Source organism: Thermostichus sp. MS-CIW-30 (assembly GCF_054058015.1).
Genome location: NZ_JBSRZW010000021.1, coordinates 17,403 through 41,310 on the forward strand (window position 1 = coordinate 17,403; position 23,908 = coordinate 41,310).

The 23,908-nt window shown below is 59.1% G+C and carries 27 protein-coding genes; 4 read left to right on the forward strand and 23 right to left on the reverse strand.

Features of this window, described 5'->3' with window-relative positions; genetic code table 11:
• Position 1 precedes the first annotated feature (1 nt).
• From ACVWXW_RS09875 to ACVWXW_RS09885, 3 genes are read right to left on the reverse strand one after another with little or no spacing between them, the layout of a single operon-like run.
• Positions 2-1,051 (reverse strand): ABC transporter permease, encoded by a 1,050-nt coding sequence (locus ACVWXW_RS09875; RefSeq protein WP_414417098.1) that lies wholly within the window; start codon positions 1,049-1,051, stop codon positions 2-4.
• Positions 1,041-2,603, reverse strand: a complete 1,563-nt coding sequence (locus tag ACVWXW_RS09880) for an ABC transporter ATP-binding protein (protein ID WP_457394932.1) — start codon at positions 2,601-2,603, stop codon at positions 1,041-1,043. Before ACVWXW_RS09880 ends, ACVWXW_RS09875 begins: the two co-directional genes overlap by 11 nt.
• Complete coding sequence (locus ACVWXW_RS09885; protein WP_011430426.1) at positions 2,575-3,603, reverse strand: BMP family protein; 1,029 nt, start codon at positions 3,601-3,603, stop codon at positions 2,575-2,577. The genes ACVWXW_RS09880 and ACVWXW_RS09885 overlap by 29 nt, the downstream gene beginning before the upstream one ends.
• A gap of 401 nt (positions 3,604-4,004) precedes the next feature.
• Between ACVWXW_RS09885 and ACVWXW_RS09890 the strand changes: the two genes are divergently transcribed.
• On the forward strand, positions 4,005-5,279 hold the full coding sequence (locus ACVWXW_RS09890) for an amidohydrolase family protein (protein WP_457403713.1): 1,275 nt from the start codon (positions 4,005-4,007) through the stop codon (positions 5,277-5,279).
• A 3-nt stretch (positions 5,280-5,282) separates the two neighbouring features.
• Here the strand turns inward: ACVWXW_RS09890 and ACVWXW_RS09895 are convergent, their stop codons facing one another.
• Genes ACVWXW_RS09895 through ACVWXW_RS09910 form a run of 4 tightly spaced genes read right to left on the reverse strand, consistent with a single transcriptional unit; the run spans position 5,283 to position 7,648 of the window.
• Entirely contained in the window at positions 5,283-5,741 is a 459-nt protein-coding gene (locus ACVWXW_RS09895) for an FxLYD domain-containing protein (RefSeq protein ID WP_414332474.1), read from the reverse strand.
• 31 nt (positions 5,742-5,772) lie between these two features.
• Positions 5,773-6,399 (reverse strand): 5-formyltetrahydrofolate cyclo-ligase, encoded by a 627-nt coding sequence (locus ACVWXW_RS09900; protein ID WP_457403715.1) that lies wholly within the window; start codon positions 6,397-6,399, stop codon positions 5,773-5,775.
• 44 nt (positions 6,400-6,443) lie between these two features.
• Positions 6,444-6,908: an FKBP-type peptidyl-prolyl cis-trans isomerase gene (locus tag ACVWXW_RS09905; RefSeq protein WP_457403716.1), complete on the reverse strand. Its 465-nt coding sequence runs from the start codon at positions 6,906-6,908 to the stop codon at positions 6,444-6,446.
• 59 nt (positions 6,909-6,967) lie between these two features.
• Complete coding sequence (locus ACVWXW_RS09910) at positions 6,968-7,648, reverse strand: VOC family protein (protein WP_011432060.1); 681 nt, start codon at positions 7,646-7,648, stop codon at positions 6,968-6,970.
• A gap of 76 nt (positions 7,649-7,724) precedes the next feature.
• On the opposite strand from ACVWXW_RS09910, the gene cobJ reads away from it, so the two are divergent.
• Entirely contained in the window at positions 7,725-9,623 is a 1,899-nt protein-coding gene (gene cobJ / locus ACVWXW_RS09915) for a precorrin-3B C(17)-methyltransferase (protein WP_457403717.1), read from the forward strand.
• Positions 9,624-9,641: 18 nt separating this feature from the next.
• Here the strand turns inward: cobJ and modB are convergent, their stop codons facing one another.
• Both modB and modA read right to left on the reverse strand, forming a co-directional pair.
• Entirely contained in the window at positions 9,642-11,429 is a 1,788-nt protein-coding gene (gene modB / locus ACVWXW_RS09920; RefSeq protein WP_457403719.1) for a molybdate ABC transporter permease subunit, read from the reverse strand.
• Between the two features lie 37 nt (positions 11,430-11,466).
• Positions 11,467-12,228 carry a molybdate ABC transporter substrate-binding protein gene (gene modA / locus ACVWXW_RS09925; RefSeq protein ID WP_457403721.1) on the reverse strand — a complete coding sequence of 254 codons (762 nt, stop codon included), beginning with the start codon at positions 12,226-12,228 and terminating at the stop codon, positions 11,467-11,469.
• Positions 12,229-12,483: 255 nt separating this feature from the next.
• Between modA and ACVWXW_RS09930 the strand changes: the two genes are divergently transcribed.
• Entirely contained in the window at positions 12,484-12,693 is a 210-nt protein-coding gene (locus ACVWXW_RS09930; protein ID WP_414373910.1) for a TOBE domain-containing protein, read from the forward strand.
• Positions 12,694-12,721: 28 nt separating this feature from the next.
• Here ACVWXW_RS09930 and ACVWXW_RS09935 read toward each other — a convergent pair whose 3' ends face one another.
• From ACVWXW_RS09935 to ACVWXW_RS10000, 14 genes are all read right to left on the reverse strand, one after another.
• Positions 12,722-14,374 (reverse strand): helix-turn-helix domain-containing protein, encoded by a 1,653-nt coding sequence (locus tag ACVWXW_RS09935; RefSeq protein WP_457403722.1) that lies wholly within the window; start codon positions 14,372-14,374, stop codon positions 12,722-12,724.
• Positions 14,375-14,716: 342 nt separating this feature from the next.
• Positions 14,717-14,974: a hypothetical protein gene (locus ACVWXW_RS09940; protein ID WP_011430669.1), complete on the reverse strand. Its 258-nt coding sequence runs from the start codon at positions 14,972-14,974 to the stop codon at positions 14,717-14,719.
• A gap of 99 nt (positions 14,975-15,073) precedes the next feature.
• Complete coding sequence (locus ACVWXW_RS09945; protein ID WP_099883830.1) at positions 15,074-15,400, reverse strand: FeoA domain-containing protein; 327 nt, start codon at positions 15,398-15,400, stop codon at positions 15,074-15,076.
• An 80-nt stretch (positions 15,401-15,480) separates the two neighbouring features.
• Positions 15,481-15,780 (reverse strand): 2Fe-2S iron-sulfur cluster-binding protein, encoded by a 300-nt coding sequence (locus ACVWXW_RS09950; RefSeq protein ID WP_457403724.1) that lies wholly within the window; start codon positions 15,778-15,780, stop codon positions 15,481-15,483.
• A 42-nt stretch (positions 15,781-15,822) separates the two neighbouring features.
• Positions 15,823-16,188, reverse strand: coding sequence for a nitrogenase-stabilizing/protective protein NifW (nifW, locus tag ACVWXW_RS09955; RefSeq protein WP_414424483.1), 366 nt, complete (start codon positions 16,186-16,188; stop codon positions 15,823-15,825).
• Positions 16,185-16,448 (reverse strand): CCE_0567 family metalloprotein, encoded by a 264-nt coding sequence (locus tag ACVWXW_RS09960; RefSeq protein ID WP_457403725.1) that lies wholly within the window; start codon positions 16,446-16,448, stop codon positions 16,185-16,187. The genes nifW and ACVWXW_RS09960 overlap by 4 nt, the downstream gene beginning before the upstream one ends.
• Before the next feature lie 60 nt (positions 16,449-16,508).
• The gene (locus ACVWXW_RS09965; protein WP_099813098.1) at positions 16,509-16,964 is read right to left on the reverse strand and encodes a NifX-associated nitrogen fixation protein; all 456 of its coding nucleotides are present in this window, start codon (positions 16,962-16,964) and stop codon (positions 16,509-16,511) included.
• Complete coding sequence (nifX, locus tag ACVWXW_RS09970; RefSeq protein WP_414373904.1) at positions 16,961-17,377, reverse strand: nitrogen fixation protein NifX; 417 nt, start codon at positions 17,375-17,377, stop codon at positions 16,961-16,963. Before nifX ends, ACVWXW_RS09965 begins: the two co-directional genes overlap by 4 nt.
• A 74-nt stretch (positions 17,378-17,451) precedes the next feature.
• Positions 17,452-18,789, reverse strand: coding sequence for a nitrogenase iron-molybdenum cofactor biosynthesis protein NifN (nifN, locus tag ACVWXW_RS09975; protein ID WP_011432072.1), 1,338 nt, complete (start codon positions 18,787-18,789; stop codon positions 17,452-17,454).
• Complete coding sequence (nifE, locus tag ACVWXW_RS09980) at positions 18,777-20,183, reverse strand: nitrogenase iron-molybdenum cofactor biosynthesis protein NifE (protein ID WP_457403726.1); 1,407 nt, start codon at positions 20,181-20,183, stop codon at positions 18,777-18,779. The genes nifN and nifE overlap by 13 nt, the downstream gene beginning before the upstream one ends.
• A complete protein-coding gene (locus tag ACVWXW_RS09985; RefSeq protein ID WP_011430660.1) occupies positions 20,174-20,533 on the reverse strand; it encodes a Mo-dependent nitrogenase C-terminal domain-containing protein in 360 nt (119 codons plus the stop codon). The genes nifE and ACVWXW_RS09985 overlap by 10 nt, the downstream gene beginning before the upstream one ends.
• 3 nt (positions 20,534-20,536) lie before the next feature.
• Positions 20,537-20,761, reverse strand: coding sequence for a DUF2949 domain-containing protein (locus ACVWXW_RS09990; protein WP_011430659.1), 225 nt, complete (start codon positions 20,759-20,761; stop codon positions 20,537-20,539).
• 42 nt (positions 20,762-20,803) lie between these two features.
• The gene (locus tag ACVWXW_RS09995) at positions 20,804-21,349 is read right to left on the reverse strand and encodes a ferritin-like domain-containing protein (protein WP_011432075.1); all 546 of its coding nucleotides are present in this window, start codon (positions 21,347-21,349) and stop codon (positions 20,804-20,806) included.
• 54 nt (positions 21,350-21,403) lie between these two features.
• Positions 21,404-21,697 carry an Asr1405/Asl0597 family protein gene (locus ACVWXW_RS10000; RefSeq protein ID WP_414416372.1) on the reverse strand — a complete coding sequence of 98 codons (294 nt, stop codon included), beginning with the start codon at positions 21,695-21,697 and terminating at the stop codon, positions 21,404-21,406.
• 771 nt (positions 21,698-22,468) lie between these two features.
• Between ACVWXW_RS10000 and nifB the strand changes: the two genes are divergently transcribed.
• On the forward strand, positions 22,469-23,905 hold the full coding sequence (gene nifB / locus ACVWXW_RS10005; protein WP_457403728.1) for a nitrogenase cofactor biosynthesis protein NifB: 1,437 nt from the start codon (positions 22,469-22,471) through the stop codon (positions 23,903-23,905).
• Positions 23,906-23,908 lie beyond the last annotated feature (3 nt).

Sequence of the window (23,908 nt, forward strand, 5' to 3'; positions counted from 1 at the left end):
CTCAGTCCCAGCGCAGACGATAACGGGCCAATCCCATGCAGACCAACATCCACAGCAGGGCAGCAGCAACAATGACATCGGCAAGATAGGTGGGAACGCCCAAGCTACGCCCCATGGTATCCGCCCCTACATAAACTCCGGCAATGAAGACCGCCGCCCCCACCACCCCCAAGGGATGCAGTTGGGCCAACAGGGCAACAACAATGCCGGTGTAGCCAAAGCCCGGGGATAAATCCAAGGTGAGATAGCCCTTGAGCCCGAGAAGTTCACAAGCTCCCGCCAAGCCTGCCAGCCCCCCTCCCAGCAGTGAGGTATACAAAATAACTCCCTGGACTGGGATGCCGAGAAACCTGGCCGCTTCCGGGTTCGCGCCTACGGCTCGCATTTCTAGGCCCCAAACGGTGAACCGCTCTATGGCCCACACCCCCAGGGCAGCGAGCAGGGCAATGATCAAACCGGCGTGGAGACGACTGCGGGGGATCAGCCGCGGCAGTAGGGCAGCATCCACAAGGGCACGACCTTGGGGCCAACCCAGAGCCAGAGGATCTTTGAGGGGGCCTTCCAGGAGATAGCTGATCCCAAGAAGAATGACAAAATTGAGCAGCAAGGTGGTCACCACTTCGTCCACCTGGAACTGAGTCTTGAGCCAGGCCGGGATCCACAGCAACAGCCCTCCGGCAATCCAGCCCGCCAGCAGCAGCACCAGCACCAACCACGGGCGCGGCAGCGAAAGCCCAGCGGTGCCCAAGAGGCTGGCAGCCAGAGCCCCACCATAAAACTGGCCTTCTGCACCGATGTTCCACAACTTGGCCCGAAAACACACCGCCACCGCCAATCCCGTCAGGATCAGGGGAATGGCCCGCGTCAAAGTTTCGCTCAGGGCAAAGGGGGATCCCACCGCTCCCCGCAGCAAAGCTCCATAGGCTGCCAAAACTGGGGATCCCGTCCACAGGATCAGCAGGCTGCAGGAGAGGAAAGCCAGGACAATGGCTGCCATCGGCGCGCTCAGGATCAGCCAAAGGGGCACCGTGGAACGGGGTTCAACACGCATCAGCCACCTCCTGCCCGGCCATACGCAACCCCAAGGCGGTCACCGTTGTGGTTTGGGTCGGGACTGCCGAGGAAAGCCGACCGCGATAGAGCACCGCCACTCGATCCGCTAAACTCAGCAATTCATCCAGGTCTTCGGAAATGAGCAGGATCCCGGCTCCAGCCCGGGCTGCTGCCAGAAGTTGGGCATGCACATAGGCCACAGCCCCCAGATCCAGTCCCCGCGTCGGTTGGTGAGCCACAATCACCTGGGGATCCCGACACAGCTCCCGCGAGAGGATCACTTTTTGCATATTTCCGCCGGACAGCAGTTGCACTGGCATCTGGAGCGCCTGCCGCGGATCCCCACTCTGGAGTCCCCGCACGTCGTAGGTCTGTAGCCAGGTGTGGGCCTGCTGATAGATTTGGCGGTGACGCAGGATCCCCCACCGCGAGAATTCGGGATCCCGATAGCGCTCGATCACCCAATTCTCCCACAGGCTAAGGGAACCAATCAGCCCAGTTTTGTGGCGGTCTTCTGGGATCCGGGCCATGCCTTGCCGCACCATCTCAGCAGGAGAGATCAGCCGCAGGACTCGGCCATGCAGATGGAGATGACCTTGGTGGGGCCGGATCACCCCACAGACCAGATCTGCCAGAACGGCCTGCCCATTGCCCGCCACCCCGGCAATACCCACGATTTCGTGACGCCGCACCGTCAGAGAAACCTGCTCCAGATGCTGCTGCCCTGCCCGACAGGAGACCTGCTGCAGCTCCAGGATCGTCTCCCCAACAGACAAGGGCGCTTTGACCACCGCCGCCAACCGCTGCCCCACCATCGCTTCCGCCAGAGTTGTGGGATGGATCTCAGCCGTCTTGCCCGCCATCACCACCCGCCCTGAGCGCAGCACCATCACCCGGTCACTGATGCGCATCACCTCCTGGAGCTTGTGGGAAATCAGCAGGATCCCCAGCCCGCGACCGGCCATCTGCCGTAGGGTGTGAAAAAACGGCTCAATTTCCGGTGGGGTCAACACCGCCGTAGGCTCATCCAAAATCAGGATCCGCGCCCCTCGATACAGCACCTTGAGGATCTCCACCCGCTGCCGCTCCCCTAAGGTCAGGGATCCCACCAGGGCATCGGGATCCACGGCCAACCCCAATTCCTCGGCCAGCTTTTGGATGCGCCGCCGTCCCTCTCGCCGCCGAGACCACAGGTGCCACAGGGGCTGAGTGCCCAGAAGAATGTTGTCCAGCACCGACAGATTATCGGCCAAGACCACATGCTGATGCACCATGCCTATCCCTGCCGCCAGGGCAGCCGCCGGGGATCCCAGCTTGAGGGGCCGACCAAACACCCACACCTGACCCTGATCGGGAACATAGTGCCCAAACAGGATGTTCATCAGTGTCGTTTTGCCCGCCCCATTTTCCCCCAAGATGGCCAGAATCTCCCCGGCCCGCAGCTCAAGATCAATCTGGTCGTTGGCCAGCAGAGCACCAAAGCGCTTAGTAATGCCCACCACCTTCAAGGCCAAAGGCGCTTCAGAGGGTGGACTTGGGTTCGCTATCATCGATGGCTACAACAAAAGACCCTGCCAGAATCTCTGCCTGCCTCTGCATCACCTTAGCTTTCAGTTCAGCCGGAACCTTGTCGGCGAAGGTTCCCCAGTCGGAGAGGCTGGATCCCCCATATTTCATCATGCTGTAGATCCCGTAGTCCTCTGCCTTAAATTCTCCGGCCTTCACCGCGGCAATGGCTCTGTCGATGGTGGGTTCCATGTGCCACAGGGCACTGACCACCACCGTTTCCGGGTAGTCCGGCTGGGTATCGATCACATTGCCGATGGCCAAAACGCCCCTCTCTTTGGCGGCATCAGATACCCCAAACCGCTCCGCGTAAAGGATATCTGCGCCGGCATCAATTTGGGCAAAAGCCGCCTCTTTGGCTTTGGGGGGATCAAACCAACTGCCGATAAAGGTGACCAAAAACTTCACCTCCGGCTGCAGTTCCCTCGCCCCTGCCATAAAAGCATTCATGAGGCGGTTCACTTCTGGAATGGGATAGCCCCCCACCATGCCGATGATTTTGGAGCGGGTCAGCCCCCCGGCCACCATTCCCGTCAGATAGGAAGGCTCGTGGATGTAGTTGTCAAACACGGCAAAATTGCTCAGGGCAGGATCCGGCTTGAGGCTGGATCCCATCAAGAAGCTGACCTTGGGATAGTCTTTGGCTACTTCCCGCGCTTCCCGCTCCACCCCAAAGACCTCACCCACCAGCAGTTGGACGCCGCTCTCGGCATACTGACGCAGCACCCGTGGGTAGTCGGTGTTGGAAACTGACTCCGACCAGGTATAGTCAATATCCCCCCGCTCCTGGGCGGTCATCAAGGCTTTATGGATCCGGCTCACCCACTGCTGCTCAATGGGAACCGTATAAACCCCGGCCACCTTCAGCTTGGTTCCTTGAGCCACCGCGGCATCGCGAACCAACCAGCGGCTCCCCATCAGGCCAGCCACAAAAGCCCCAGAACGCAGGCAGAAGTCCCGCCGGGAGAGTTCTAAACGTGCCATAGTCGCTTCTGTTGAGGTTACTTCGAGATCGGGTTACTGCTCGGCTTATCCTAAGGGGGAGATCCCTGAAAATATGCATCCTGAAATACAATTTTTTGAGAAGGAGCTTGTTTGTAATGGACAACGAAGTTTCGCTGACGGTTGGAATGGATGTAAGGGCCAAGTCCTCTCAAATCAGCTCTCGATAGATTATCCCTCTGACTACTTGGTTGATATCTTGCACAACCGGATGATGTTGGGGACTACAGCCCTCTTTTATAAAGTGAGCAATAACCCAATCAACTGGTTTCCTAAATTCGGGCTTTGAGGTAATTTAAGACATCTTTATCTGATTTGGCCTATCATTCAGTCAACTGTAGTTGCTTCTTTCCACCCTAAGTTCAAACAAATAGCCACAACATATGGATCTCATTTTGCGCCGGGCCAATTTGCCGGATGGCCGCAAGGGAATCGATATCGGTATCCAGGGGGATCGCATTGTGGCTCTGGAAAGCAACTTACAAGCCACTGCCCCCCAAGAAATTGATGTCGGCAACCGCTTGGTGTCGCCCCCCTTCGTGGATGCCCACTTTCACATGGATGCCACCCTCACCTATGGGATCCCGCGCGTCAACCAGTCGGGCACCTTGCTAGAAGGGATCGCCCTCTGGGGGGAGTTGAAGCCGCTGTTGACCCCCGAGGCGGTGATGGAGCGGGCCTTGACCTATTGCGACTGGGCGGTGGCGCGTGGGATCCTGGCCATCCGCACTCATGTGGATGTGTGCGATCCCAACCTGTTGGCGGTGCGGGCGCTGCTGGAAGTCAAGCAAAAAGTGGCTCCCTACTTGGATTTGCAACTGGTGGCCTTTCCTCAGGATGGCTACTATCGCTCGCCAGGGGCGGTGCAGCTTCTGGAGAAGGCTCTGGATTTGGGGGTGGAGGTGGTGGGCGGGATCCCCCACTTCGAGCGGACGATGGCCGAGGGAGCAGCTTCGGTGCGGGCCCTATGTGAAATTGCAGCAGCGCGGGGTCTGCGGGTGGATCTGCACTGCGACGAGACGGACGATCCGCTTTCGCGCCATGTGGAAACCTTGGCCTACGAAACGCTGCGGCTGGGCTTGCAGGGGCGGGTAGCCGGATCCCATCTAACTTCCATGCACTCGATGGACAACTACTACGTCAGCAAACTGATCCCCCTGATGGCCGAGGCAGAGCTGGGGGTGATCGCCAACCCGCTGGTCAATATGGTCATCCAAGGTCGCCACGACACCTACCCCAAGCGACGGGGGCTGACCCGGGTGCCCGAGCTGATGGACGCAGGCTTGACGGTAGCCTTTGGCCAGGATTGCGTGATGGATCCCTGGTACCCTTTGGGCAGCGGCAACATGCTGGAGGTAGCCCACATGGCCATCCACGCCGCCCAACTGACAGGCTATGAGCAGATGCGCCAGTGTTTCTTGGCGGTTACGGAGAATCCGGCCCGCATTCTGGGGTTGGAAGGCTACGGCCTGGAACCCGGCTGCTACGCCGATCTGGTGGTGCTCCAGGCCGCCGATGCCGTCGAAGCCATTCGCCTGAAACCAGCTTGCCTGTATGTCTTCCGCCGGGGCCGGCTGATCGCCCAAACGCCGCCTGTGGTTGCCCAGCTCCATTTGCTTGAGCGCCCCACCCAGGTGGAGTTCACCCGCCAGCTTTAGACGTTAACGACGCACGGTACCGCTGAAGCCGCTGGCCTTGAATTGCTCCAGGGTGAGGGGCAGGGGGCTGGTTATGGGCACCGAGATGCGAATTGAAAAGGGGCTCTCGCCGGGAGGAACTTCTGCAATGGCCCCCAGGCGGGTACGCTCCGGCAGAACCTCGTTGCCGTTGGCATCGTAAAGCCGACCGAAGACATCCGCGTTCAGCAGGGTATTTTTGGAGCGGTTGACCACTGTGCCTTCGACGAACAGGCACCTGGCCGGTATGGGGTTGCCGTTGCTGGTCACCAGGTTGGTGTATTCGGGGGTATCGGGACAGGGGGTGACGTGGAGATCCTTCAGTTGCAGGGGGATCGCCCCAAAGCCCATCAAGAGCACCGCCAATGCCACACAGCCAAAGCTCATGCAGACAAGACGCAGCTTTTGGGTTAGCCACTGCGCCGGCTTCCAAACTTGGCTCATCGTTTTTCCTCCAAGGCCCACCCTCTTTAGTCTAGGGGATCCCCGTCTCGTAGAACCTTTCCTCGGTTTGGATCCCATCCAGGCGCTGATCCCAAGGATCCTGAGGCAGGGGCTGCTCCAGCAAGCAGGCTTGGGGGAGGATGCCCCACTTGGGCACACTGGGATCCGGCAGAGAGGCCAAAAAGCGGTCGTAATAGCCGCCGCCATAGCCCAAACGCCTTCCCCACCGATCGCAGGCCAGGGCAGGCACCAGGATCAAATCCGCCTTGCCAGGGTCGATAACTGTGCTGCCGGGAGAAGGCTCCAGCAAGCCCCAGCAGTTGGGGACAAGCTCAGCCGGCTGGTAGCGGTGCCACTGCATTTGCCGCTGCGGCAGACAACGGGGGATCCCCCACTGCTTCTCTGGAAAAAGGGCAAACAGGGATCCCAAGTCCACCTCGGAGCCGAAGGCCACATAGGCCAGGATGGTTTTGGCGGCCAAAAGTTGGGGGCAAGAGGCCAAATGAGCCACGATCTTCTGGCTGATAAGGGATCTGTCCAACCTCTGCCGTAGCTGGCGAAAGTGCTGGCGCAGGCGAGCTTTTTCTAGGGCAGGATCTGCTGCCAGAGAACTGGGCCGCCAAGAAGAAGACAGTTCCGGGGAAGGGAGTTCCTGCACAAGCCCAATGCCGCTTGGATATTCGGTCTCTGCAAGATCTGAATCTACTGGATGGCCAGGAGCTCCACTTCAAAATCCAAGGTGGCATTGGGGGGGATCACCCCGCCTGCCCCGCGGCTGCCATAGGCCAACTCCGGCGGAATGCGCAAGTAGCGCTTGCCCCCCACCCGCATGGTGGCCAGCCCTTCCTCCCAGCCACGGATCACCTGCCCTACTCCGTAGGTGAAGACAAAAGGCTGATTGCGCTTGTAGGAGCTATCGAAGATGGTGCCATCCTGTAGCTTGCCCACGTAGTTGACCACCACCGTTTGCCCCGGCTGAGGCGAAGGCCCACTGCCTTGAGCAATATCGTAGTACTGCAATCCCGACTCGGTGGTGATGAAGTCCTTGGCTGGGGATTGCACGCTCACCACCGGATTGTCTTTGGCCCGCGACAGAGCCACGGCCGACTGGCCGCCCCACACCCCGAGCCACAGCAAACACAGCACCAGCAGCAGCACCCGTTTCATCGTTGGCATCCCCCCGCCGCCGACTTTTGGCTTTCCTTTAACAATCTTAGGGGATCCCGTCAGCCTTTCAGTTCGGCAAATTCGATAATCTGACCCTGGTGATCCCGCACCCAAAAGACAAAGGGTTTCTCGGAGCGAATGCTGTTGCGGATCCCTTGCTTGTTGATTCGCTTCAGGAGGGCCTTGAGGGATTCCCGCTCGTAGCTGACATGGCGATAGCGAACGCCGCTGCTGCGGCCCGCTGCCGGTACAGTCCCGTAAGCAGAAGCAGATGAGGAGCTAGGCCTAGAGGCGTTGCCGTAAGAACCGGACCCCGCATAGGGATCTGTAGAGCCAGGGATCACGTGCAATTGCACATTGTCGGAGAGTTGGTACCAAAGTCCGGGGGTATCCAATTGGGTGGGCCCAGAGGTGGGACGGGCTTTGGCATCGAAGCGGGGACTGAGGCCAATATCCCCTGGAAAGTAAGCGGATCCTAGGCTGTAGCCGACCATGCTTTGCTCGTAGCCGTAGTAGTACTGCAGGGGCAGCTCCGCTTCCGGCAGTTTCAACACCTTCTCGTAAAACCCTCTGGCCTGCTCCAAGTCCGGCACGATGATGGTGTGGACGCGGGGAGCGCCGCTTAAGAATGTCCACATGGCCCCCCCATAGGCCGATAGCAGCAAAAACATCAGCCCCTTCGTGGAGAGCAAAACCTCCAGGGGGATTAGGGGCAGCATCAGTCCAGGTGGGATGACCATCGGCACTTGTCCCTTCGCGGGTGGCTCTATGTCCAGTATAGGATCCGGGGAGAATCCTGGCCTTGGCCCACGCTCGATGAAGCTTGCTCTGTTTGCCCCCAGCCCGCGCGCCCGCTGGTTGGCCGACTCCCTGATCCCCCTCCTAGGCAAGGAGGTCATCTGCTGGAGCAAAGCTGAACCGCAGGGGCTGCCCTCCCCCTGGCAAGCCTACGGGGATCCCAAGGATCCCACAGCGCCAGGCTCCCTAGCAGAAGCCGTTGCCCAAACTTGGCCCCAGGTGCAGGGCTGTCTCTTCATCTTGGCCGCAGGGTCGGTGGTGCGGCTCATTGCCCCTCTCCTGCAGGACAAGCAGCGGGATCCAGCGGTGGTGGTGGTGGACGAAGCCGGTCGCTGGGCTATTAGCCTGTGCGGGGGACATGTGGGGGGGGCCGATGCCCTGGCGCGGCAGGTGGCCGCTACCTTGGGAGCCCAGCCGGTTCTCACCTCTGCTTCCGAGGGGCTGGGGATCCCGCCTTTGGATTTGCTGGGGGATCCCTACGGCTGGCGGCGGGGCGCTGGAGATTGGAACGGGGTGGCAGCCGCCTTGACGCGGGGAGAGCCGGTGGCCGTTCACCAGACCTGCGGCACGCGGCTTTGGCGACAAGCTTGGCCGGCAGATCATCCCCTAGTGGCCTCCTCTCCTCCCCATCCCGTTGCCCAGATCTGGATTGGGGAATACCTCTCCCCTCCCACGGGGATCCCAACCGTGCACTGGCATCCGCGGGTGCTCTGGGTGGGGGTGGGCTGCGAGCGGGGCACCACCCGCGCTTGGCTAGAGGGATCCCTGCGCCGCCTGTTGCAGGCCCAGGGGCTGGCTTTTGAGGCCATTGCCGGCTTGGCCACCTTGGAGCTGAAGCAAAACGAGCCAGGTCTTCTGGAGCTGGCCCAAGCCTATGGCTGGCCCATTGAGTTTTTCTCGGCAGAGGCTTTGGCCGGGATCCCAGTGCCCCACCCTTCGGAGGCGGTGCGGCAGGCGGTGGGCACTCCCTCCGTAGCCGAGGCGGCTGCTCTTTTGGCGGCTCAGATCTGGGGAAGAGGTGACCGAGCTTTTGAGAGGCCCTCTTGCGTTGCGGAGGGGAAGGCAACTCTTCTCTGCCCCAAGCAGGTCTTCACCTCGAAAACCGAAGGGGCCTGTACCCTGGCCATTGCCCACGCGGCGCAGGAGTATTCCCCTCGCAGCGGCCACCTCTGGCTCATCGGCACTGGTCCTGGGGATCTGGGTCAATTGACTTTGGCTGCCCGTATGGCTTTAACTCAGGCCGATGTGGTTGTTGGCTACCAGCTTTATCTGGATCTGGTGGATCCCCTTTTGCACCCCGGCCAAATCCGGGAGGCCTCTCCCATTACCCAAGAGCTGCAGCGAGCCGAACGGGCGATTGCTTGGGCGCAGCAGGGGCTGAAGGTGGCGGTGATTTCTTCGGGGGATGCGGGCATTTACGGCATGGCGGGGCTAGTGTTGGAGTGCTTGGCCCGCTCTGGCTGGGATGGGATCCGCCCTTCTCTGGAGGTGCTGCCGGGGATCTCTGCCTTCCAGGCGGCTGCTGCCCGGCTGGGGGCTCCGCTGATGCACGACTTCTGCGCCATTTCCCTCTCGGATCTGCTTACCCCCTGGCCAGTGATTGCAAAACGCCTGCAGGCGGCTGCAGCTGCCGATTTTGTGGTGGCCCTTTACAACCCCCGCTCCCGGCAGCGTGTGGATCCCTTCCTCAAGGCTCTGCAGATCTTTTTGCAGGCCCGGCCCGCCCATACCCCTGTGGCTTTGGCCCGCAACCTCTACCGCCCTGGCGAAACTCTCCGCCTTACCACCCTAGGGGAGCTGGATCCAGAGGAGGTGGACATGCTCACCCTGGTCTTTATCGGCAACTCCCAGACCTTTCGCCATGGAGACCGGCTGATTACCCCGCGGGGCTATTGCCTGGGCGAAGAACCCACTTGACGGGTGTTAAGCCCAGACTCAAAACACCCTCAGATGCCGGGGATCCAACTGTAGCCACCAGGGGGATCCCCAAGTCTCCACCTCGCGCCAGCGCTCCCGCCACACCTCGGCTTGCAGGTGGTAGTCCTGGCTGTGGGCAGGAGGGCTGCCCAGCTTAAAGAAGAGGGTCAGCCGGTGGGGGGTCTCGCTCCACTTCACCAGCCAAGCCGGAAACGTGTTGGGCAGCTTCCCGTCGGGCCTGAAGGTGAGGTGGTGGGCGCGGATGGCGATGTATTCTCCCGCTGGGGATCCCTGTACCTGCAGCTCACAGCCCCAATCCAAGGCCAGCACCCGTTGAGGGCCCAGGAGCTTGGCCCGCGAGATGTTTTTGCAACCCGTCAGTTGCGCCACACTAAGGCAGGGGGGAGCCTCAAATAGCTGACGCTTGTCCCCCTGGGCAATGATTCGCCCCTGCTCCATTACAGCCAGATCCCCGCAGAGGCGGAAGGCTTCCTCAATGTTGTGGGTTACCAAAAGCGTGACTCCCTTGTAGTCGGCTAGGATCTCCCCCATCTCCTGCTCCAGTTGGCTGCGCAGGTGGGCATCCAAAGCAGAAAAAGGCTCATCCAGCAGCAAGATCTCCGGCTCAGAAGCCAAGGCTCGCGCCAGGGCCACCCGCTGCTGCTGTCCTCCGGAGAGCTCCGTGGGATAGCGGTTTTCCCAGCCCTTCAGCTTGACCAACCGCAGCTGGGCCTGGATCCGCTCTTGTTTTTCCGCTTCGCTCAAGCCCGCAGGGATCCCAAAAGCGATGTTCTGGGCGACGGTGAGATGGGGAAACAGAGCGTAGTTTTGGAAGATCACCCCCACCCGCCGCTGAGCCGGAGGCAGCCGGATCCCCTGTTCGGCGTCAAACAACGCCCGCTCGTTGAGCAAAATGCGCCCACCATCCGGGGTTTCGATCCCGGCAATGCAGCGCAAAAGTAGGCTTTTGCCGGATCCAGAGGCCCCCAGCAGTCCTAATGGCCGCCCGTCGCAGCTCAGTTGCGCCTGCAGCTCAAATTGGGGCAGCTTCTTGTCAATGTCTACCCAGAGGCGAGGGGCCGGAGTTGAGAAATCCGGATCCCTTCTGGTGAGAACCTGTAGAGGACGAGAGGGAGGTCGCTGCCAGGGCCGTCGCTGAAACCAAAGGTTAACTGCCGTCATCACCCCCAAGGACAACCCCAAGACCAGGGCCGAGCTGATGGCCGCCCCCCGCATATCCCCCGCCTGAACGGCAAAGAAGATGGCCATGGACAGGGTTTGCGTGCGGCCTGGGATGTTGCCTGCCAGCATCAAGGTGGCGCCAAACTCCCCCAGAGCGCGAGCAAAACTGAGGGTAACCCCCGCTAGGATCCCCGGCAAGGCCAGTGGGATCAGCACCCGCGTAAAAATCTTGGCCCTACTTGCCCCCAGCGTGCGGGCTGCCGCCACCAGCGTCGGGTCAATCTGCTGGAAAGCTCCCAGGGCCGTGCGGTACATCAGGGGCAGGGCCACCACCGCTGCCGTGATCACCCCGGCATACCAGGTGAAGATGACCGACAAGTTCAGCGAGGCCAAAAGTTGTCCCAGAAGGGTTCGCCGGCCAAACAGCAGCAACAATAGGAACCCCACCATGGTGGGCGGCAACACCAGCGGCGCCAACAAGAGGGCCTCGATGAGAGAGCGCCAGCGACCTCGGTAGTGCAACATCCCGTAAGCCGCCAGCGTCCCCACCCCAAAGGTGATGCCCGTGGCCAAGCCGGCAATCCGTAGGGAGATCCAAAGCGGGGATAGGTCGTAGTCGCTCATTTGGAGTAACTCATCCGCGCCATTGCAGAGGGATCCCTCACAGGCGGATAAAGCCGTACTTCACAAACACCTCTGCCGCTTCCCCTGAGGTCAAAAACTCCAAGTAAGACCGTCCGGCGGGAGTATCGCGCACCAATGCCACCGGGTAGATAATTGGCGTAATGGGATCCGCCGTAGCCACCACCCGCACCCGATCCGAAAGCTGAGCATCCGAGGTAAACAGGATCCCAGCGTCAGCATTGCCCTGCTCCACCGCCGTCAAAATTTCCCGCACCGTGCTGGCAAACACCATCTTGGGCCGCAGCGTCTCAAACACCCCCGCCTCGGTGAGAATTTCCTGGGCATAGCGTCCGGCGGGCATGGCCTGCAGATCCCCAATGGACAGAACCCGGATCTCTTCCGCCACCAAGTCGGCAAAATCCTGAACCTTGGTTCTGGCATTGGCAGGCACAATTAAAGCCATGCGGTTGCTGAGAAGATCTCGCCGGGATCCCTCCACCAGCAGGTTTTGCTTGGCAAGGGCGTCCATAAAAGAGGCGGCTGCGAAAAATACCACGTCCAGAGGCGCCCCCTGCTCCACCTGTTGCTGGAGAAAGCCGGAATTGGCGAAGTTGTACTCAACCTTGATGTCGGGATAGCGGGCGGTGAACAACCGGTCGATTTCCGTTAAAGCCGGTTGCAAGCTCACCGCAGCCCCCACCAAAATGGGCTGAGATTGCGCCAAGCCGGGAGCCGACCCCCACCTCAAAGCCAGAGCGGCCAGGATCCCCAGGAATAACATTGCAGTTCTTCGTTTCATAGCCATTCTTCTTTGACCCGTGACGACTTTCAGAACAGGAAAATCCACCAATCGCTCGGTACTTTGACCATTAGAGGTTGCAGTTTGTATCCTTAAGATACATAATCTAGACTATTGGCAGCCCTTCCTCCCCAGAGGCAACGATAAGCATCTGATAGTATTGAAACCAATGTTGAATGGCCATCTGCCGAGATCCCTTCTTGTTCAGTTTGGTCAACACCCCTGTTGCTTTAAGTGTTCAACAAAGGAGAAATCATGCAAATCAGCACTCGCAACTTGTTTAAAGGAACTGTAAAAAGCTTCCAGGTGGGCATGGTCAATGCCGAAATTGTTCTGGAAGTTGCACCAGGCATAGAAATAACAGCCATTATTTCTAAGCACTCTGCCGAACGGTTGGGTATAGCAGTTGGAAAAGAAGCGTATGCTGCCATTAAAGCCTCAGATGTGGTCATCGCCGTGGATTAGTGGTGGATTAGCAAATTGAGTGACTGGCCTAGACTTGCTGTTGCCTGGGATCCAAATACAGGGCTTTGATAAGGCGCTGGCGATCGTTTAGGCTGATCTGAAGCCGCCCATTCTCTACATCCCGCACCCAGCTCTGGCTGCGCCCCAGCCTCTGGGCCAATTCCCGCTGGCTGATTCCCTTTTGCTGGCGTGCCGCCGAGATATCCGCTCCACGCAAAGCTTTGCTTGAGGGGAAGTCTTTTGGGTTTTCGGGAGGGCCAGGGAGATCCGAGTCTGTTGCAACAGGCGCAGACTTTGCCCTACGCTGCCGCCGAGATCCCGATTCTCGGGTTGGGGATCTGGCTTCTTGAACTGCTTGACGATGCCAGTCGGAGGGCAGATGAAATCGTTGAATGCGAGCCTGCATCAAGAGTCCCCACTTGCCCCGCGGCCCGGCAGCCGTCAGCAAGCCACCGTTGTTGGCATCTTCAATCCAAAAGTTCAATGCCTCGTCCGCATCCTCGGGCACAGCTTCCAGGCGAGCCCACAGGGGTTGAATGGAAGAAGGATAGGTGAGGGGATCGAACTCCGGCTTGAGGCCGTAGTGGTTGAGAACCTCCAGATCGCTTTCAAAGGTGCGCACCAGCCGTTTGCGTTCTTGGAGATTGAGATAAGCTTCCTGCAGTCGCTCTTCCCCGTAGGCCACTCGCATCAGGGTGGGCACCGTCAGACGCTGTTGCCGCCCCATCCTCACTTTGAACAACAGCCACAGCAGCAGGCGCATGGCTCCTTCATGGTGTTGCCAATGGCTCATCACGGCCTGCAGCAGGGATAGGGGCAGGCTGCTGTACTGATAAAAGGCTTGCCCCTGGCGGCACCCTTGTCGATTGAGAAAGTACCGTGTCCATTCGCCGGGCTGAATCGCCCAAGTCAGGCCCACCAGATGGTTGCAGCCCTGCTCATCTTTTTGAAAGTGGCGATGCATCTTGAGCAGCCTCCACAGAGGGCCAGCCGGTACCGAAAACCCCTTCACCCGCCCCTGATCCGGCCAATCGATGGAGACTTGAATCCGACAGAGCTGCTCTATCCAGGTCATGAACAGGTGGAGACGGGTCATCTTGCTCAGATCTTTACGTTTATCCCAGCCCAAATAGGACTCCAATTGTGAGTCGGTGAAAACAAAGGATTCCTTCCAGGGGCTATCCAACCCGGCGGCATAGGCAGCAAAAATAAGATGCAAACAGGCAGTTCGCACATCGATCGGAGCACTTTGTGGGATCCCGTCCAAACATAGAGTTAGGGTCAGAGATCCCTGGTTGTGGCCAACAGATTTCTGATAGCAAACCTGGTTATCTCCCTGCTTTTGCAGATTGAGAGATTGAAATTGAGATAGGAAATTGCAAGCTTCCCAGACCACAATTGACGAAGCAAAAGCCTGGCTATGGCCGTTCAAAAATAGAGGTGGACTGCTGCGAATGCGGGCCGTGACCGTGCGGTTGCGCCCCTTCATGGCTTCATAAGGCTGCGGGGCAGAACCGGGACACAGGCTAACGCACTGAGGTTCTGGGAAGAAACCTTCGCAGTCATTGCACAACAGAGGATTAATCCAGTATTCCCCATCCTGAACAACAATAGCTTTCGTAGGACAGCTATCTACGCAAGCGTTGCAACCGATACAATCCCCTGAGATTTGATAAGCCATAGCCCTCAAACTCCATAACGTTTCCCTGTAGCTCTCCCTCGTTCACACCTGCTATCGCATCTGCGCAACCCTAAACCCGGCCATGGAGACCTTCCTCGCAAAGCCGTGGCAGCCCGGCGAGAGACCTTAGTTTAAGGTCTGTTTCCTAAGCTCAATTCGTGAACTGGATTGAACGATACCTCAAAAGATCCCCGGCAGGCCAGGGAGATTTGGTCTAGGGTGAACCTTCTGGAAAGCTTTGTTTTCTCTTAACTTCTAATGTTTACAGTGAACTTTTGAGATGGCTTTGCAGGCTACTCCTCCCCCTTGAGAGCCTTTTGGGGATCCGAACTGCAACAAGTGTCAGGCGAAACGCTCAATAACCAAGCCGACACAAGGTCGTCCGCCCACCCAATACGCCGATTCATCGGCCAGGTTGTGGCTTGGCTCCAGATGCCAACCCAAGGGATTGGGTTCTAGCTCCAGCGCCCGCACGATTTCCTCTGGGCTGAGCCCTGTGCAGAGTTGGATGTGTTGCAACTTGGGGAAAGGCTTTTCCACAAGGCTAAGCTCTTCAGCAGCTTTAAGGATGGAGCCCAGGTGCAACAAACAGGTGTTCATGGCTTTGCTCCCAAATCAAGATAGGTTATGAAGAGATGAGCTTCCCTTACTTTGAGTGTCCCTCATTACAGGTTAAAAATTGGGTAAATAGACTACATTTTAGAAGGCTCTTGGCAAATTTAAGATTGTTTTCTTATTCGGTTCTTGGGTAGACATCAAGGCGCAACGGGGATCCATGTAAACCCAGATGGGTTTAGCTAAATGAGCAGGAAGGGAAAGTTGGCCACTGGGTAGGAGTAGGATCCACTCAGGGTGACGTTGGATAACCTGGAGATAGGTACCTGGAGTGAGACCCATTTGCTGCAATTGGGCGCAAGCAGCTTCGGATCCGCGCAGTTGGTAGATGCGACCTTCTTCTCCAACCTTCATGAGTTGGAGAGGAGATATGGTTATTGAGATCTTAGGGACGGTGGGCGGTGCCAACATATAGGGATCCCTAATTCTAGAAAAAAATAGAAAAAAGGCTGCTTAAGCCTAGCGGCAAGCAGCTGGAGAGCGGCGGTCTATCAAACCAAGTAAGCTTCCTGGTGGGTACGAATTGTACAACTGGAGCGAGGTCTGGCCACACAGAGCAGCACAAATCCCTTGGCTATTTGTTCCTCATCCAGAAAGGTTTGCTCCGATTGATCGACTTCTCCCTCTACCACTTTGGCCACGCAAGAGGAACAACTACCGGAGCGGCAGGAAGAGGGCAAGTCCACATCTTGATCCTCAGCCGCTTCTAGGATGGTCGAATCTTCATCTACTGAGATATAGGTATCAAGCTGTCGTTTTAGGTTAACCAAGTGAACTGTGTAGGTAGCCATGATGGAGTCTCCAGAGAGCTGACGAGGGGTAAACAAGAGATCTTAGGCAGGGATCCCAGGGCTGCATTCGCCCCGCTCTCCCAAAGAGCTGCAGCCGGCACAGCCGCCGACAGCATCTGGACAACCGTAGTCTTGAAAGACTCGGAATAGCTTCTCCTGCTGCGGAGTAGAGGTGAGAAAGGTTTGGTACGCTTTTTCCAGCGCTTGCCGGGCTTGCTCCAGCCATTCTTCTTCGCTGCCCTGGAAGTGCTCCAGAGGAGCCAGATACTGAGCAAATTTGCGTAAGATATGCAAGCGATTTACATTGACCACCCGCGGATCGTAGGGGAGCTCGAAAAAAGCGAAATAATCCTCGGCATTGACTAGGGCTTGGAAGTCTTTCCAACGGCGGTTGCGGTTCCAACTCATCGGCAGGTCTCCAGGGTTTTCAAGCGTTGTCTGAGGGCGCGCAGCCGGGCAAATAGGGCGTAAGTGCGGGCTGCCAAGTCGGGGAGTCGCTCGAACCCGTCGGGTAGCCCCTCGGCCAGATCGTGCAGATCCATTTTCAGTTGGCCTGCTTTGCTGTTTAGGCGCTTGATCTCGCTGCGGAGCTGGTCGGCAGAGAGGTGTTCGAAGGGCTCGAAAGCCAGGTCGTTCACAACATTTTCAACATCCCTCTCATTCAACATGGGCAAGGCACTCCTGATGGCTAAAGAAATTGCTGCACAGACAAAAGGGGAGGCAGGCGGCTACAGCCGGCCCACCTCGGGGTAGGTTCGGGCCAGTTGGATCCCTTTGTCGATAAGGGCAGTAGCTTTTTCAGTGAGCTGTTCGAGAGACTCGAAACCGAAGCGATGGGCGTCTCGCAGGGTGTTGACCACCAACAACAGCCGCCCCGAGAAGACCAGCACCCAACCAAAACCTTCACTGTTGAGATCCAGCACCACCTGAGCCAGGAGGCCCGTCTCCTTTTCGATCAGGGCGGCAATGGCGCGGTAGTAGATGAGGATGCGGCTCCGCACTGCCGGATCCACCTCCCCTTCCAGGGATATTTGGCGCTTCTGGGCTTTGGTGACGACAAAGGGCTTGAGCAGCAACTCATCACTCCAGGCGCGGTAGGTGCCGTAGGGATCCGCCGCCCGCATCTGGCGAACGATCTCTTGCAAGATGGGGCTGGTCGAGGGAGAGAGAGGGGTGACGGTCATGGCTGAGCCTCCACAACTGGAGTTGAGGACTCCGGTCTGCTGACGCGCTCGGCCAAGAGCACTTTGCGCAGCCAGGGGGGAGGATTGTGCAGGGTGGTTACCAGGCGCTGCAACAAGCTCTCGATGGATTCTTCTTCCGACTGCACTTTGATGGGGGTGATGCGGCGGTTGATCAGGCGGGCGGCGGCACTGCTGCCAATGGCAGCCACGTAGATGAGGGTGACATCGGCCAAAGCCTGCAGCTTGGGCACCAGCTTGTCCTCGTTGCCATCTGCCTCCAAGTTGCCCCCAAAGGTGAGGGTCTTGCAGAAGCGGTAGCCTTCGGGGGTGACTTCGTAGAGGTCGATCTGGTTGGCCCAGCCAAAGTGGGCATTGACGTGCTTGCCGTCGCGGGTTGTAAAGGCCACTTGCATAGGCGTTCTCCTTAGAACCGTGAACTTGAGGGTTTAGGGGAGCTAGGGGGATCTAGCTCGAAGCTCTGGATCCCTTAGAATCCATGCCCAGAAACCTGGGGTGGGCTGGGGTGACGGGCTTCCTCCTGCTCCATCAGCAGGTTGCCGACGGCAAACAGTTGGGATAGGGTGCCGCGATAGCCCACCTGACAGAGGTGGTTGGCCCCCAGCCGGTCGAAGATGGGGATCCCCATCCGATGCACCGGGATCCCCAGCCGCTTGCCCAGGCGCGCCACGTGGGAGTTGCCCACCAGCAGGTCAGCCCCGGGTGCTAGCTCCTCCAGATCCCCCAGATCTCCCACCCGCACTGCCTCAATGGGAAGGGTGGTCAAGTGGGGATCCGGTGTGGGACTGATGGCCGCCTGGATCTGACAGCCCATATCCAGCAGCCAGTCCACCCACCCCCAGAGCAGATCGGCTTCTAGGGCCAAGGCAATCCGCTGGTTGCCGAAGAAAAAGTGGCAATCCAGGAGGGCATCTTGAACCTGGCTGCGCTGGCGGCGGTAGCGAGAGGGCACCGGCTGCTGGCTGTGATCGGCCAAGGTTGCCAAAAAGGGATCCACAGCCTTGAGACCGGTCAGGTGGGGGAAAACCCGATAGGGGGTGCCAAAGCGCTGGGCCAGGATCTGAGCGGCAGGGCGCATGCTCTCGCCGACAGCTATGGTGAGGCCGGATCGCCCGAGCTGGCGCAATTGCTCAAGGGTGGTGCCGCCGTCTGGGGTCGCCCTAAAGCCGGTGCCCAAGTGTCCGTCCAGGGAACCCGCGGGATCCGGCACCAGGATCGGCTCTAGGCCAAAAGCCTCCGCCATTTCTTTGATCTCCTGGGCGTCGGCAGGGGTGAGGGCAGGCCCGCACAGCACCGTTACCTGGGCAGGGCGGACGGATCCCGACGGCGATTCCGGCAGGGTGCTGACCAAGCTGTTGACGGCGATGGCATAGCCGTCTTGCAGGGATCCCTTAAAGTCAGGCGTGGAGGCCAAGACGATGGGCAGATCCTGCAATTGCGGCTGGCGTCGGCGCAGCTCCCGCAGGATGCGCGGCATATCGTCCCCGCGGGTTTCCGTGAGGCCGGTGGTCAGAAGACCAATCAGCTCCGGCTGGGCCTTCTCCACCAAGGTGAGGATGGCAGCTTCGACATTCTCCTCGCCTCCCAAGATGGTGTCCACTTCGGACATGGCAGTGGTGGACATGGGAATGGCCTCGCGGAAATGACGTACCAGCAGCGCTTTGGCAAAGGCCGTACAGCCTTGGGAACCGTGGAAGAGCGGCAGACAGCCCTTGATCCCCAGAAAGGCCAGGGCCGCCCCCAGCGGAGCGCTGAGTTTGAGGGGGTTGACGCTGAGGGGCTTGCGTTCTTGAATCAACTGGGCCATCCTCCCACCTCCTTTGCTGCTGAGGTCTCCCAGGGGGCAGGCCGTCGCAACTGCTCCCAAATGGGACTGTGGAGGGCGGCATCGATCTCCCGCGCCAAGTTCACCAGGCCGCGATAGCCGGCATAAGCGTGGTGCCGCTCCTGGTTGATGTCCAGAAAGGGGATGCGGGCCTTGAGGGCGGTGTACTGGTTGCGTCCGCCGGCGATGAGCAAGTCCGCTTTCGTGCGCTCCACCACCTTGAGCAGCTCTTGAGGGCTGCCCTTGTCCAAGAGAATGCCATCCTGGCCGAGCAGCTCGCGGATGCGGGCTTTGTCTTCTTCGGTGCTTTTGCGGGTGCTGGTGGCCGTTACCTGCATCCCCAGATCTCGAGCGGCGGAGATGATCGACCAACTTTTCACCCCGCCGGTATAAAGGACAACTCGTTTGCCCGCCAGCCGCTGCCGGTAGGGGGCCAAAGCCGCCTCGGTGGCGCGAGTTTCCCGCTCGATGAGGGCCTCGGTACGCTCCTGCAGTTGCGGATCCTTCAGCCCTTGGGCAATGGCCCTTAGGCAGTGGTTCATCTCCTGCAGCCCGTAAAAGGAAGCCTCGATGTAGGGGATCCCGTAGCGCTCCTGCATCTTGCGGCCCACATTGAGCAGGGCTTTGGCGCAGATGAGGACGTTCAGCTTGGCCCGGTGGGCGGTACAGATCTCGCGGTAGCGGCCATCGCCGGTGATCTTGGCCAAGATGCGGATCCCCAGCTCGTCAAACAGAGGCAAGACATCCCACAGCTCGCCGGCAATGTTGTACTCGCCGATGAGGTTAATGTCGCGGGGAGTGGTGTACTCCGGGGAGGCGGTGCCGATAACATAGTCCAGCAGGGCTTCTCCGGCCAGACGGTTGCCTAGGTTTTTGCTGCCCACAAAGCCGGGCGCATTCACCGGAATGACCGGGATCCCAAGCTGGCGGCTGGCCCGCTGACACACGGCCTCCACATCGTCGCCAATGAGGGCAGTTACACAAGTGAGATAGACAAAAATGGCGGCAGGCTGGTATTTGGCCTGCAAGTCAAGGATGGCCTGGAACAGCTTTTCCTCCCCCCCGAAGATGATCTCGTTCTCGCTCAGATCGGTGGTGAAGCCCACCCGATAAAGCTGGGGGCCAGAAGAGAGGCTGCCCCGCGTCCCCCAAGAGTTGCCGCTGCAGGCGATTGGCCCATGTACTAGATGGGCGGCATCGGCGATCGGCACCAGGGCAATCGAAGCCCCATCAAAGGCACAGCCTCCCTGCGCTCCTCCGGGCTTGGCCTGCTCGGCACAGACCTTGTTTTTGCCTTTGCCGTCTTTCTTGTGGTTGTGCTCGCAGGCGGTCTCGTTGAGCAGCTCCGCCACTTTGGTTCGGCTGATCAAGGGCATGATGGGATCTCCTGAGAAGAGGGGGGCTGGGGTTGAGCCGCAGCTTCGGCCAGATAAGCCGCCGCCCGTAGCCGCAGGGCGATGATCTCCTCGTAGAGGGGGTTGATGCGACAGAGGGCCGGAATGTGGACGGTGCGGGATCCCAGCCGGATATCCCGCTCAAAGGGACAGGAAGCCGGGATCAAACGACAAATCCAACGGGCCTGCCGGGATCCCCGAATTTCAATGCTGTTGAGCCAGCGGCGCGGCCACTTCAGGGCGGATCTGAAAATTGAGTTCAAAACCAGGCCGAGCCATCCCAAAGGGTTGCCGACTCTGGGAAAGGGAAGAGAAGGGTAGGGATAAGTCATGGCTTAAACCTCCGAATGGGTAGAATTGGTAACAAGAGGAGGGGGAGCACACCATTCAAAAATCTGCTCTAGTTGCTCCAAGGAAATCAGCCCGTAATGCCAAAGAATCATGGGCAAAGGGCCCTGTTCACACCCATGCCGTTTCAGGGCGAAGGTGAGGGCGGATTCCGGGATCCCAAGCTCAACTTGCAAAAACTGCAGCAGCGGCGCCCGATCGGGGGTAAGCATGGCAGAGTCTCCCAAAACGAGGGGTGGGCGTAGATGGGCAAGCTAGGATGGGGACAAGCCCAAAACCAAGCTGTCGGCAGCCAGAAAGTGGGCCAGGTGAAAGGCCCGTTCTTCCGTCCGCAGCAAAATCTGCTCGTAGAGGTGACGGGTGGCGCGATCCCCAACACTTTCCGCCAGAGCCGCCTGGCGACGCAGCAGATCGATTAGGCTTTGCTCGGCCCGCAAATCCGCTTCCAGCATGGGCCGCACAGCCAACGCATCGTCCCCTTCTGGGCTGAAGCAGCACAGCTCCGCCAGCTTGGCAAAGCTGGAGGCCGGGATCCCACCTAGGCCGTTCAGGCGCTCCCCCACCTCATGGGCGTGGTTCTGAACTTCCTGTAGACTTTCGTTGAAAAATTGGTGAATTGAGTAGAACTCTGCTCCTTCGACAACCAGATGGTGCTTCAGATACTGCAAATACAGCCCCTGAAGACTGGCCCAAGCCAGGTTGAGGCCCTCGCAGATGGGAACCGTGATCTCCCGTCCCAGGTGAACGGGGTTGTCTCGGACTTGTTGGAAGGAGCGAGTTGAGGGGGATGGAGTGGTCATTGGCGCTACCAAAACGAGGTGAACAGGAGAAGCAAGAAGGCAAACGGCAGAGGTTCAGGGGTGGTCATCCCCTCCTGCAGATCTCTCAGGGGGATCCCAGGTTTGGAGAGACCAGCAGCGATCCAACCAACTCAGCCAGCCAGAGCGGTCAAGGGCGAAAAGGCGGAGCACACTGTGGACGAGGAGGGCTTCGGTGGGGGTGCGAATCATCACCCACAGTTGGCCGGTCGGGGTACAGCCACAGGTCAAATCCAGCTCCTGCAGACGGTAGAGAATCCGCCAGCGATCGCAACGGGGCACCTGCAGCACTTCAGCCGTTTTCGGTGGGGGAGAAACAAGGGGGGACATAAGCTCACCGGTTGGGAAGCAGGAGGGAGTCTCAGCAGAGGGCAGAACCGTTGGGTTTCTGTTCCCCCGCTTATATCCCCCGCTTATAGCAAGCGGCTGCAGGGGCTCAGGCTTGGCAGCGGGCGATCAGGATTGATTGAGTTATTGCCGATGTACTCAAACCCTGGAAGCTTGGCCCAGAGGGCAAAAAAAGTTTTTCTGAGGGCAGGGGGTTGAGTCTTTTGCCCGCAGGGATCCGGTATTTTTGGGGAAGGGTATGGGTATTTGAGCGAGTACATCCCCCCTGTCACAACAAGAAAGTCCGACGGCCTGCCGCCGCAATAGTCTTCACTTCCTTGGCGAGGACTTTGCCCCAGGGGGATCTTTCCTCAAACTCAAACGGCTATTTTCAATACACTTTTGGGCTGATACGATATTAAATCGTAGCAATTGATGCAAAACGCAGCCGAGGCTGCGGCGCTTGAGTGCATCTGAGCAGATTTTTAGTATTTCCTAAGCATTGCCCCAAGCCCTTGTCGAATCAGGGATTCCGGGGATCCTCCCCACAGCCGGATCCCCCGCCCCTTTGGGTCAAAATACGGCATCCCCGGCCTTGAAAAACCAGACCCTTGACCCCTAAAAAAAGTTGGATTTGGCCTGCCATCAGGCTTTGCAGGTCTTGAGTACAAAGCCAATAAACTCGATCAGTTCTACCGGGCTGAGTGCAACGGAGCGGGCAGAGGGCGGTTGATATAACCGCCAGTAACGTTCTATCCCCTGGTTGACCCCACTATGCCGCCCCTTTCAACTCCGCCCCGCCAGGGATCCCCTTCCCCATCGGCCTGCGCTTGCAGCAGCAGCCCCCGCCAGGCTCTCCCCCCTCATCTGCAGCAACGCATCGCCACCCATCCCTGCTACAGCGAAGCAGCTCACCATCACTACGCCCGCATGCACGTGGCGGTAGCCCCCGCCTGCAACATCCAGTGCAACTACTGCAACCGCAAGTTCGACTGTGCCAACGAGAGCCGGCCCGGTGTGGTCAGCGAGCTGCTTACCCCGGCGGAAGCCGCCCACAAAGTGCTGGTGATTGCCGGCAAGATCCCGCAACTGACGGTGGTGGGCATTGCTGGGCCTGGGGATCCCTTGGCCAACCCCAAGCAAACCTTCGAGACCTTTGCCCGCATTGCCGAGAAAGCTCCGGATCTCAAGCTCTGCCTTTCCACCAACGGCCTGATGTTGCCGGACTACATCGACGAGATCAAACGGCTGAACATTGACCACGTCACCCTGACCATCAACATGGTGGATCCGGAGATCGGAGCCAGGATCTACCCCTGGATCCGCTGGCGACGCAAGCGCATTCGAGGGGTGGAGGCAGCCCGCATCCTGCACGAACGGCAGATGGAAAGCCTGGATCTGCTGCGGGAGGCAGACATCCTCTGCAAAGTCAACTCCGTTCTCATTCCCGGCATCAACGACACCCACCTCTTGGAAGTGAACCGGGTGATCCAGGAGAAAGGGGCTTTCTTGCACAACATCATGCCCCTGATCTCGGCGCCTGAACACGGCACCTACTTCGGCCTCATCGGCCAGCGGGGCCCCACCCCTCAGGAATTGAAAGCCCTGCAAGATCGGTGCTCCGGCAACATGCGGATGATGCGCCACTGTCGCCAGTGTCGGGCGGACGCGGTGGGCCTTCTGGGGGAAGACCGCAGCCAAGAGTTTACCAAGGAGCGCTTTATGCAGATGACCCCCGAATACGACCCCGAAAAACGCCGCCAGGTCCAGGCAAGCATTGCCCAACTGCAAGCTCAGCAGCAGTCAACCCCAACCCACTGGACAGCTGACCTGCCTCCCGACAGCCCCTCCATCCTGGTGGCCGTGGCCAGCAAAGGCGGTGGCTTGGTCAATCGCCACTTCGGCCATGCACGGGAGTTTTTGATCTACGAGGTCAACGCCCGTGGGGCGCAGTTTGTCGGCCACCGCAAGGTTCCGCAGTACTGCCACGGGGGATCCGGGGAGGACAACAACCTAGAGCAAATCCTGGATCTCATCCGGGATTGCCGAGCCGTGCTGGTCTCCAAGATCGGCGATTGCCCCATGAAGCGTATTCGCGAGGCCGGCATCGAAGTGGTGGAAGACTACGACCTCATTGAAACGGTGGCCCTCAAGTTTTACCGCACCTGGTTGGTCAACCAGACCTTGGACAGCAAATCTTCCCGATCTTGAGAC

What these genes read in the sequence shown, in the direction of transcription:
- ACVWXW_RS09875 (WP_414417098.1), bottom strand. Translation starts at nt 1,051, where the DNA reads ATGCGTGTTGAACCCCGTTCCACGGTGCCCCTTTGGCTGATCCTGAGC.
- ACVWXW_RS09880 (WP_457394932.1), bottom strand. Translation starts at nt 2,603, where the DNA reads ATGATAGCGAACCCAAGTCCACCCTCTGAAGCGCCTTTGGCCTTGAAG.
- ACVWXW_RS09885 (WP_011430426.1), bottom strand. Translation starts at nt 3,603, where the DNA reads ATGGCACGTTTAGAACTCTCCCGGCGGGACTTCTGCCTGCGTTCTGGG.
- ACVWXW_RS09890 (WP_457403713.1), top strand. Translation starts at nt 4,005, where the DNA reads ATGGATCTCATTTTGCGCCGGGCCAATTTGCCGGATGGCCGCAAGGGA.
- ACVWXW_RS09895 (WP_414332474.1), bottom strand. Translation starts at nt 5,741, where the DNA reads ATGAGCCAAGTTTGGAAGCCGGCGCAGTGGCTAACCCAAAAGCTGCGT.
- ACVWXW_RS09905 (WP_457403716.1), bottom strand. Translation starts at nt 6,908, where the DNA reads ATGAAACGGGTGCTGCTGCTGGTGCTGTGTTTGCTGTGGCTCGGGGTG.
- ACVWXW_RS09910 (WP_011432060.1), bottom strand. Translation starts at nt 7,648, where the DNA reads ATGGTCATCCCACCTGGACTGATGCTGCCCCTAATCCCCCTGGAGGTT.
- cobJ (WP_457403717.1), top strand. Translation starts at nt 7,725, where the DNA reads ATGAAGCTTGCTCTGTTTGCCCCCAGCCCGCGCGCCCGCTGGTTGGCC.
- modB (WP_457403719.1), bottom strand. Translation starts at nt 11,429, where the DNA reads ATGAGCGACTACGACCTATCCCCGCTTTGGATCTCCCTACGGATTGCC.
- modA (WP_457403721.1), bottom strand. Translation starts at nt 12,228, where the DNA reads ATGAAACGAAGAACTGCAATGTTATTCCTGGGGATCCTGGCCGCTCTG.
- ACVWXW_RS09930 (WP_414373910.1), top strand. Translation starts at nt 12,484, where the DNA reads ATGCAAATCAGCACTCGCAACTTGTTTAAAGGAACTGTAAAAAGCTTC.
- ACVWXW_RS09935 (WP_457403722.1), bottom strand. Translation starts at nt 14,374, where the DNA reads ATGGCTTATCAAATCTCAGGGGATTGTATCGGTTGCAACGCTTGCGTA.
- ACVWXW_RS09940 (WP_011430669.1), bottom strand. Translation starts at nt 14,974, where the DNA reads ATGAACACCTGTTTGTTGCACCTGGGCTCCATCCTTAAAGCTGCTGAA.
- ACVWXW_RS09945 (WP_099883830.1), bottom strand. Translation starts at nt 15,400, where the DNA reads ATGTTGGCACCGCCCACCGTCCCTAAGATCTCAATAACCATATCTCCT.
- ACVWXW_RS09950 (WP_457403724.1), bottom strand. Translation starts at nt 15,780, where the DNA reads ATGGCTACCTACACAGTTCACTTGGTTAACCTAAAACGACAGCTTGAT.
- nifW (WP_414424483.1), bottom strand. Translation starts at nt 16,188, where the DNA reads ATGAGTTGGAACCGCAACCGCCGTTGGAAAGACTTCCAAGCCCTAGTC.
- ACVWXW_RS09960 (WP_457403725.1), bottom strand. Translation starts at nt 16,448, where the DNA reads ATGTTGAATGAGAGGGATGTTGAAAATGTTGTGAACGACCTGGCTTTC.
- ACVWXW_RS09965 (WP_099813098.1), bottom strand. Translation starts at nt 16,964, where the DNA reads ATGACCGTCACCCCTCTCTCTCCCTCGACCAGCCCCATCTTGCAAGAG.
- nifX (WP_414373904.1), bottom strand. Translation starts at nt 17,377, where the DNA reads ATGCAAGTGGCCTTTACAACCCGCGACGGCAAGCACGTCAATGCCCAC.
- nifN (WP_011432072.1), bottom strand. Translation starts at nt 18,789, where the DNA reads ATGGCCCAGTTGATTCAAGAACGCAAGCCCCTCAGCGTCAACCCCCTC.
- nifE (WP_457403726.1), bottom strand. Translation starts at nt 20,183, where the DNA reads ATGCCCTTGATCAGCCGAACCAAAGTGGCGGAGCTGCTCAACGAGACC.
- ACVWXW_RS09985 (WP_011430660.1), bottom strand. Translation starts at nt 20,533, where the DNA reads ATGACTTATCCCTACCCTTCTCTTCCCTTTCCCAGAGTCGGCAACCCT.
- ACVWXW_RS09990 (WP_011430659.1), bottom strand. Translation starts at nt 20,761, where the DNA reads ATGCTTACCCCCGATCGGGCGCCGCTGCTGCAGTTTTTGCAAGTTGAG.
- ACVWXW_RS09995 (WP_011432075.1), bottom strand. Translation starts at nt 21,349, where the DNA reads ATGACCACTCCATCCCCCTCAACTCGCTCCTTCCAACAAGTCCGAGAC.
- ACVWXW_RS10000 (WP_414416372.1), bottom strand. Translation starts at nt 21,697, where the DNA reads ATGTCCCCCCTTGTTTCTCCCCCACCGAAAACGGCTGAAGTGCTGCAG.
- nifB (WP_457403728.1), top strand. Translation starts at nt 22,469, where the DNA reads ATGCCGCCCCTTTCAACTCCGCCCCGCCAGGGATCCCCTTCCCCATCG.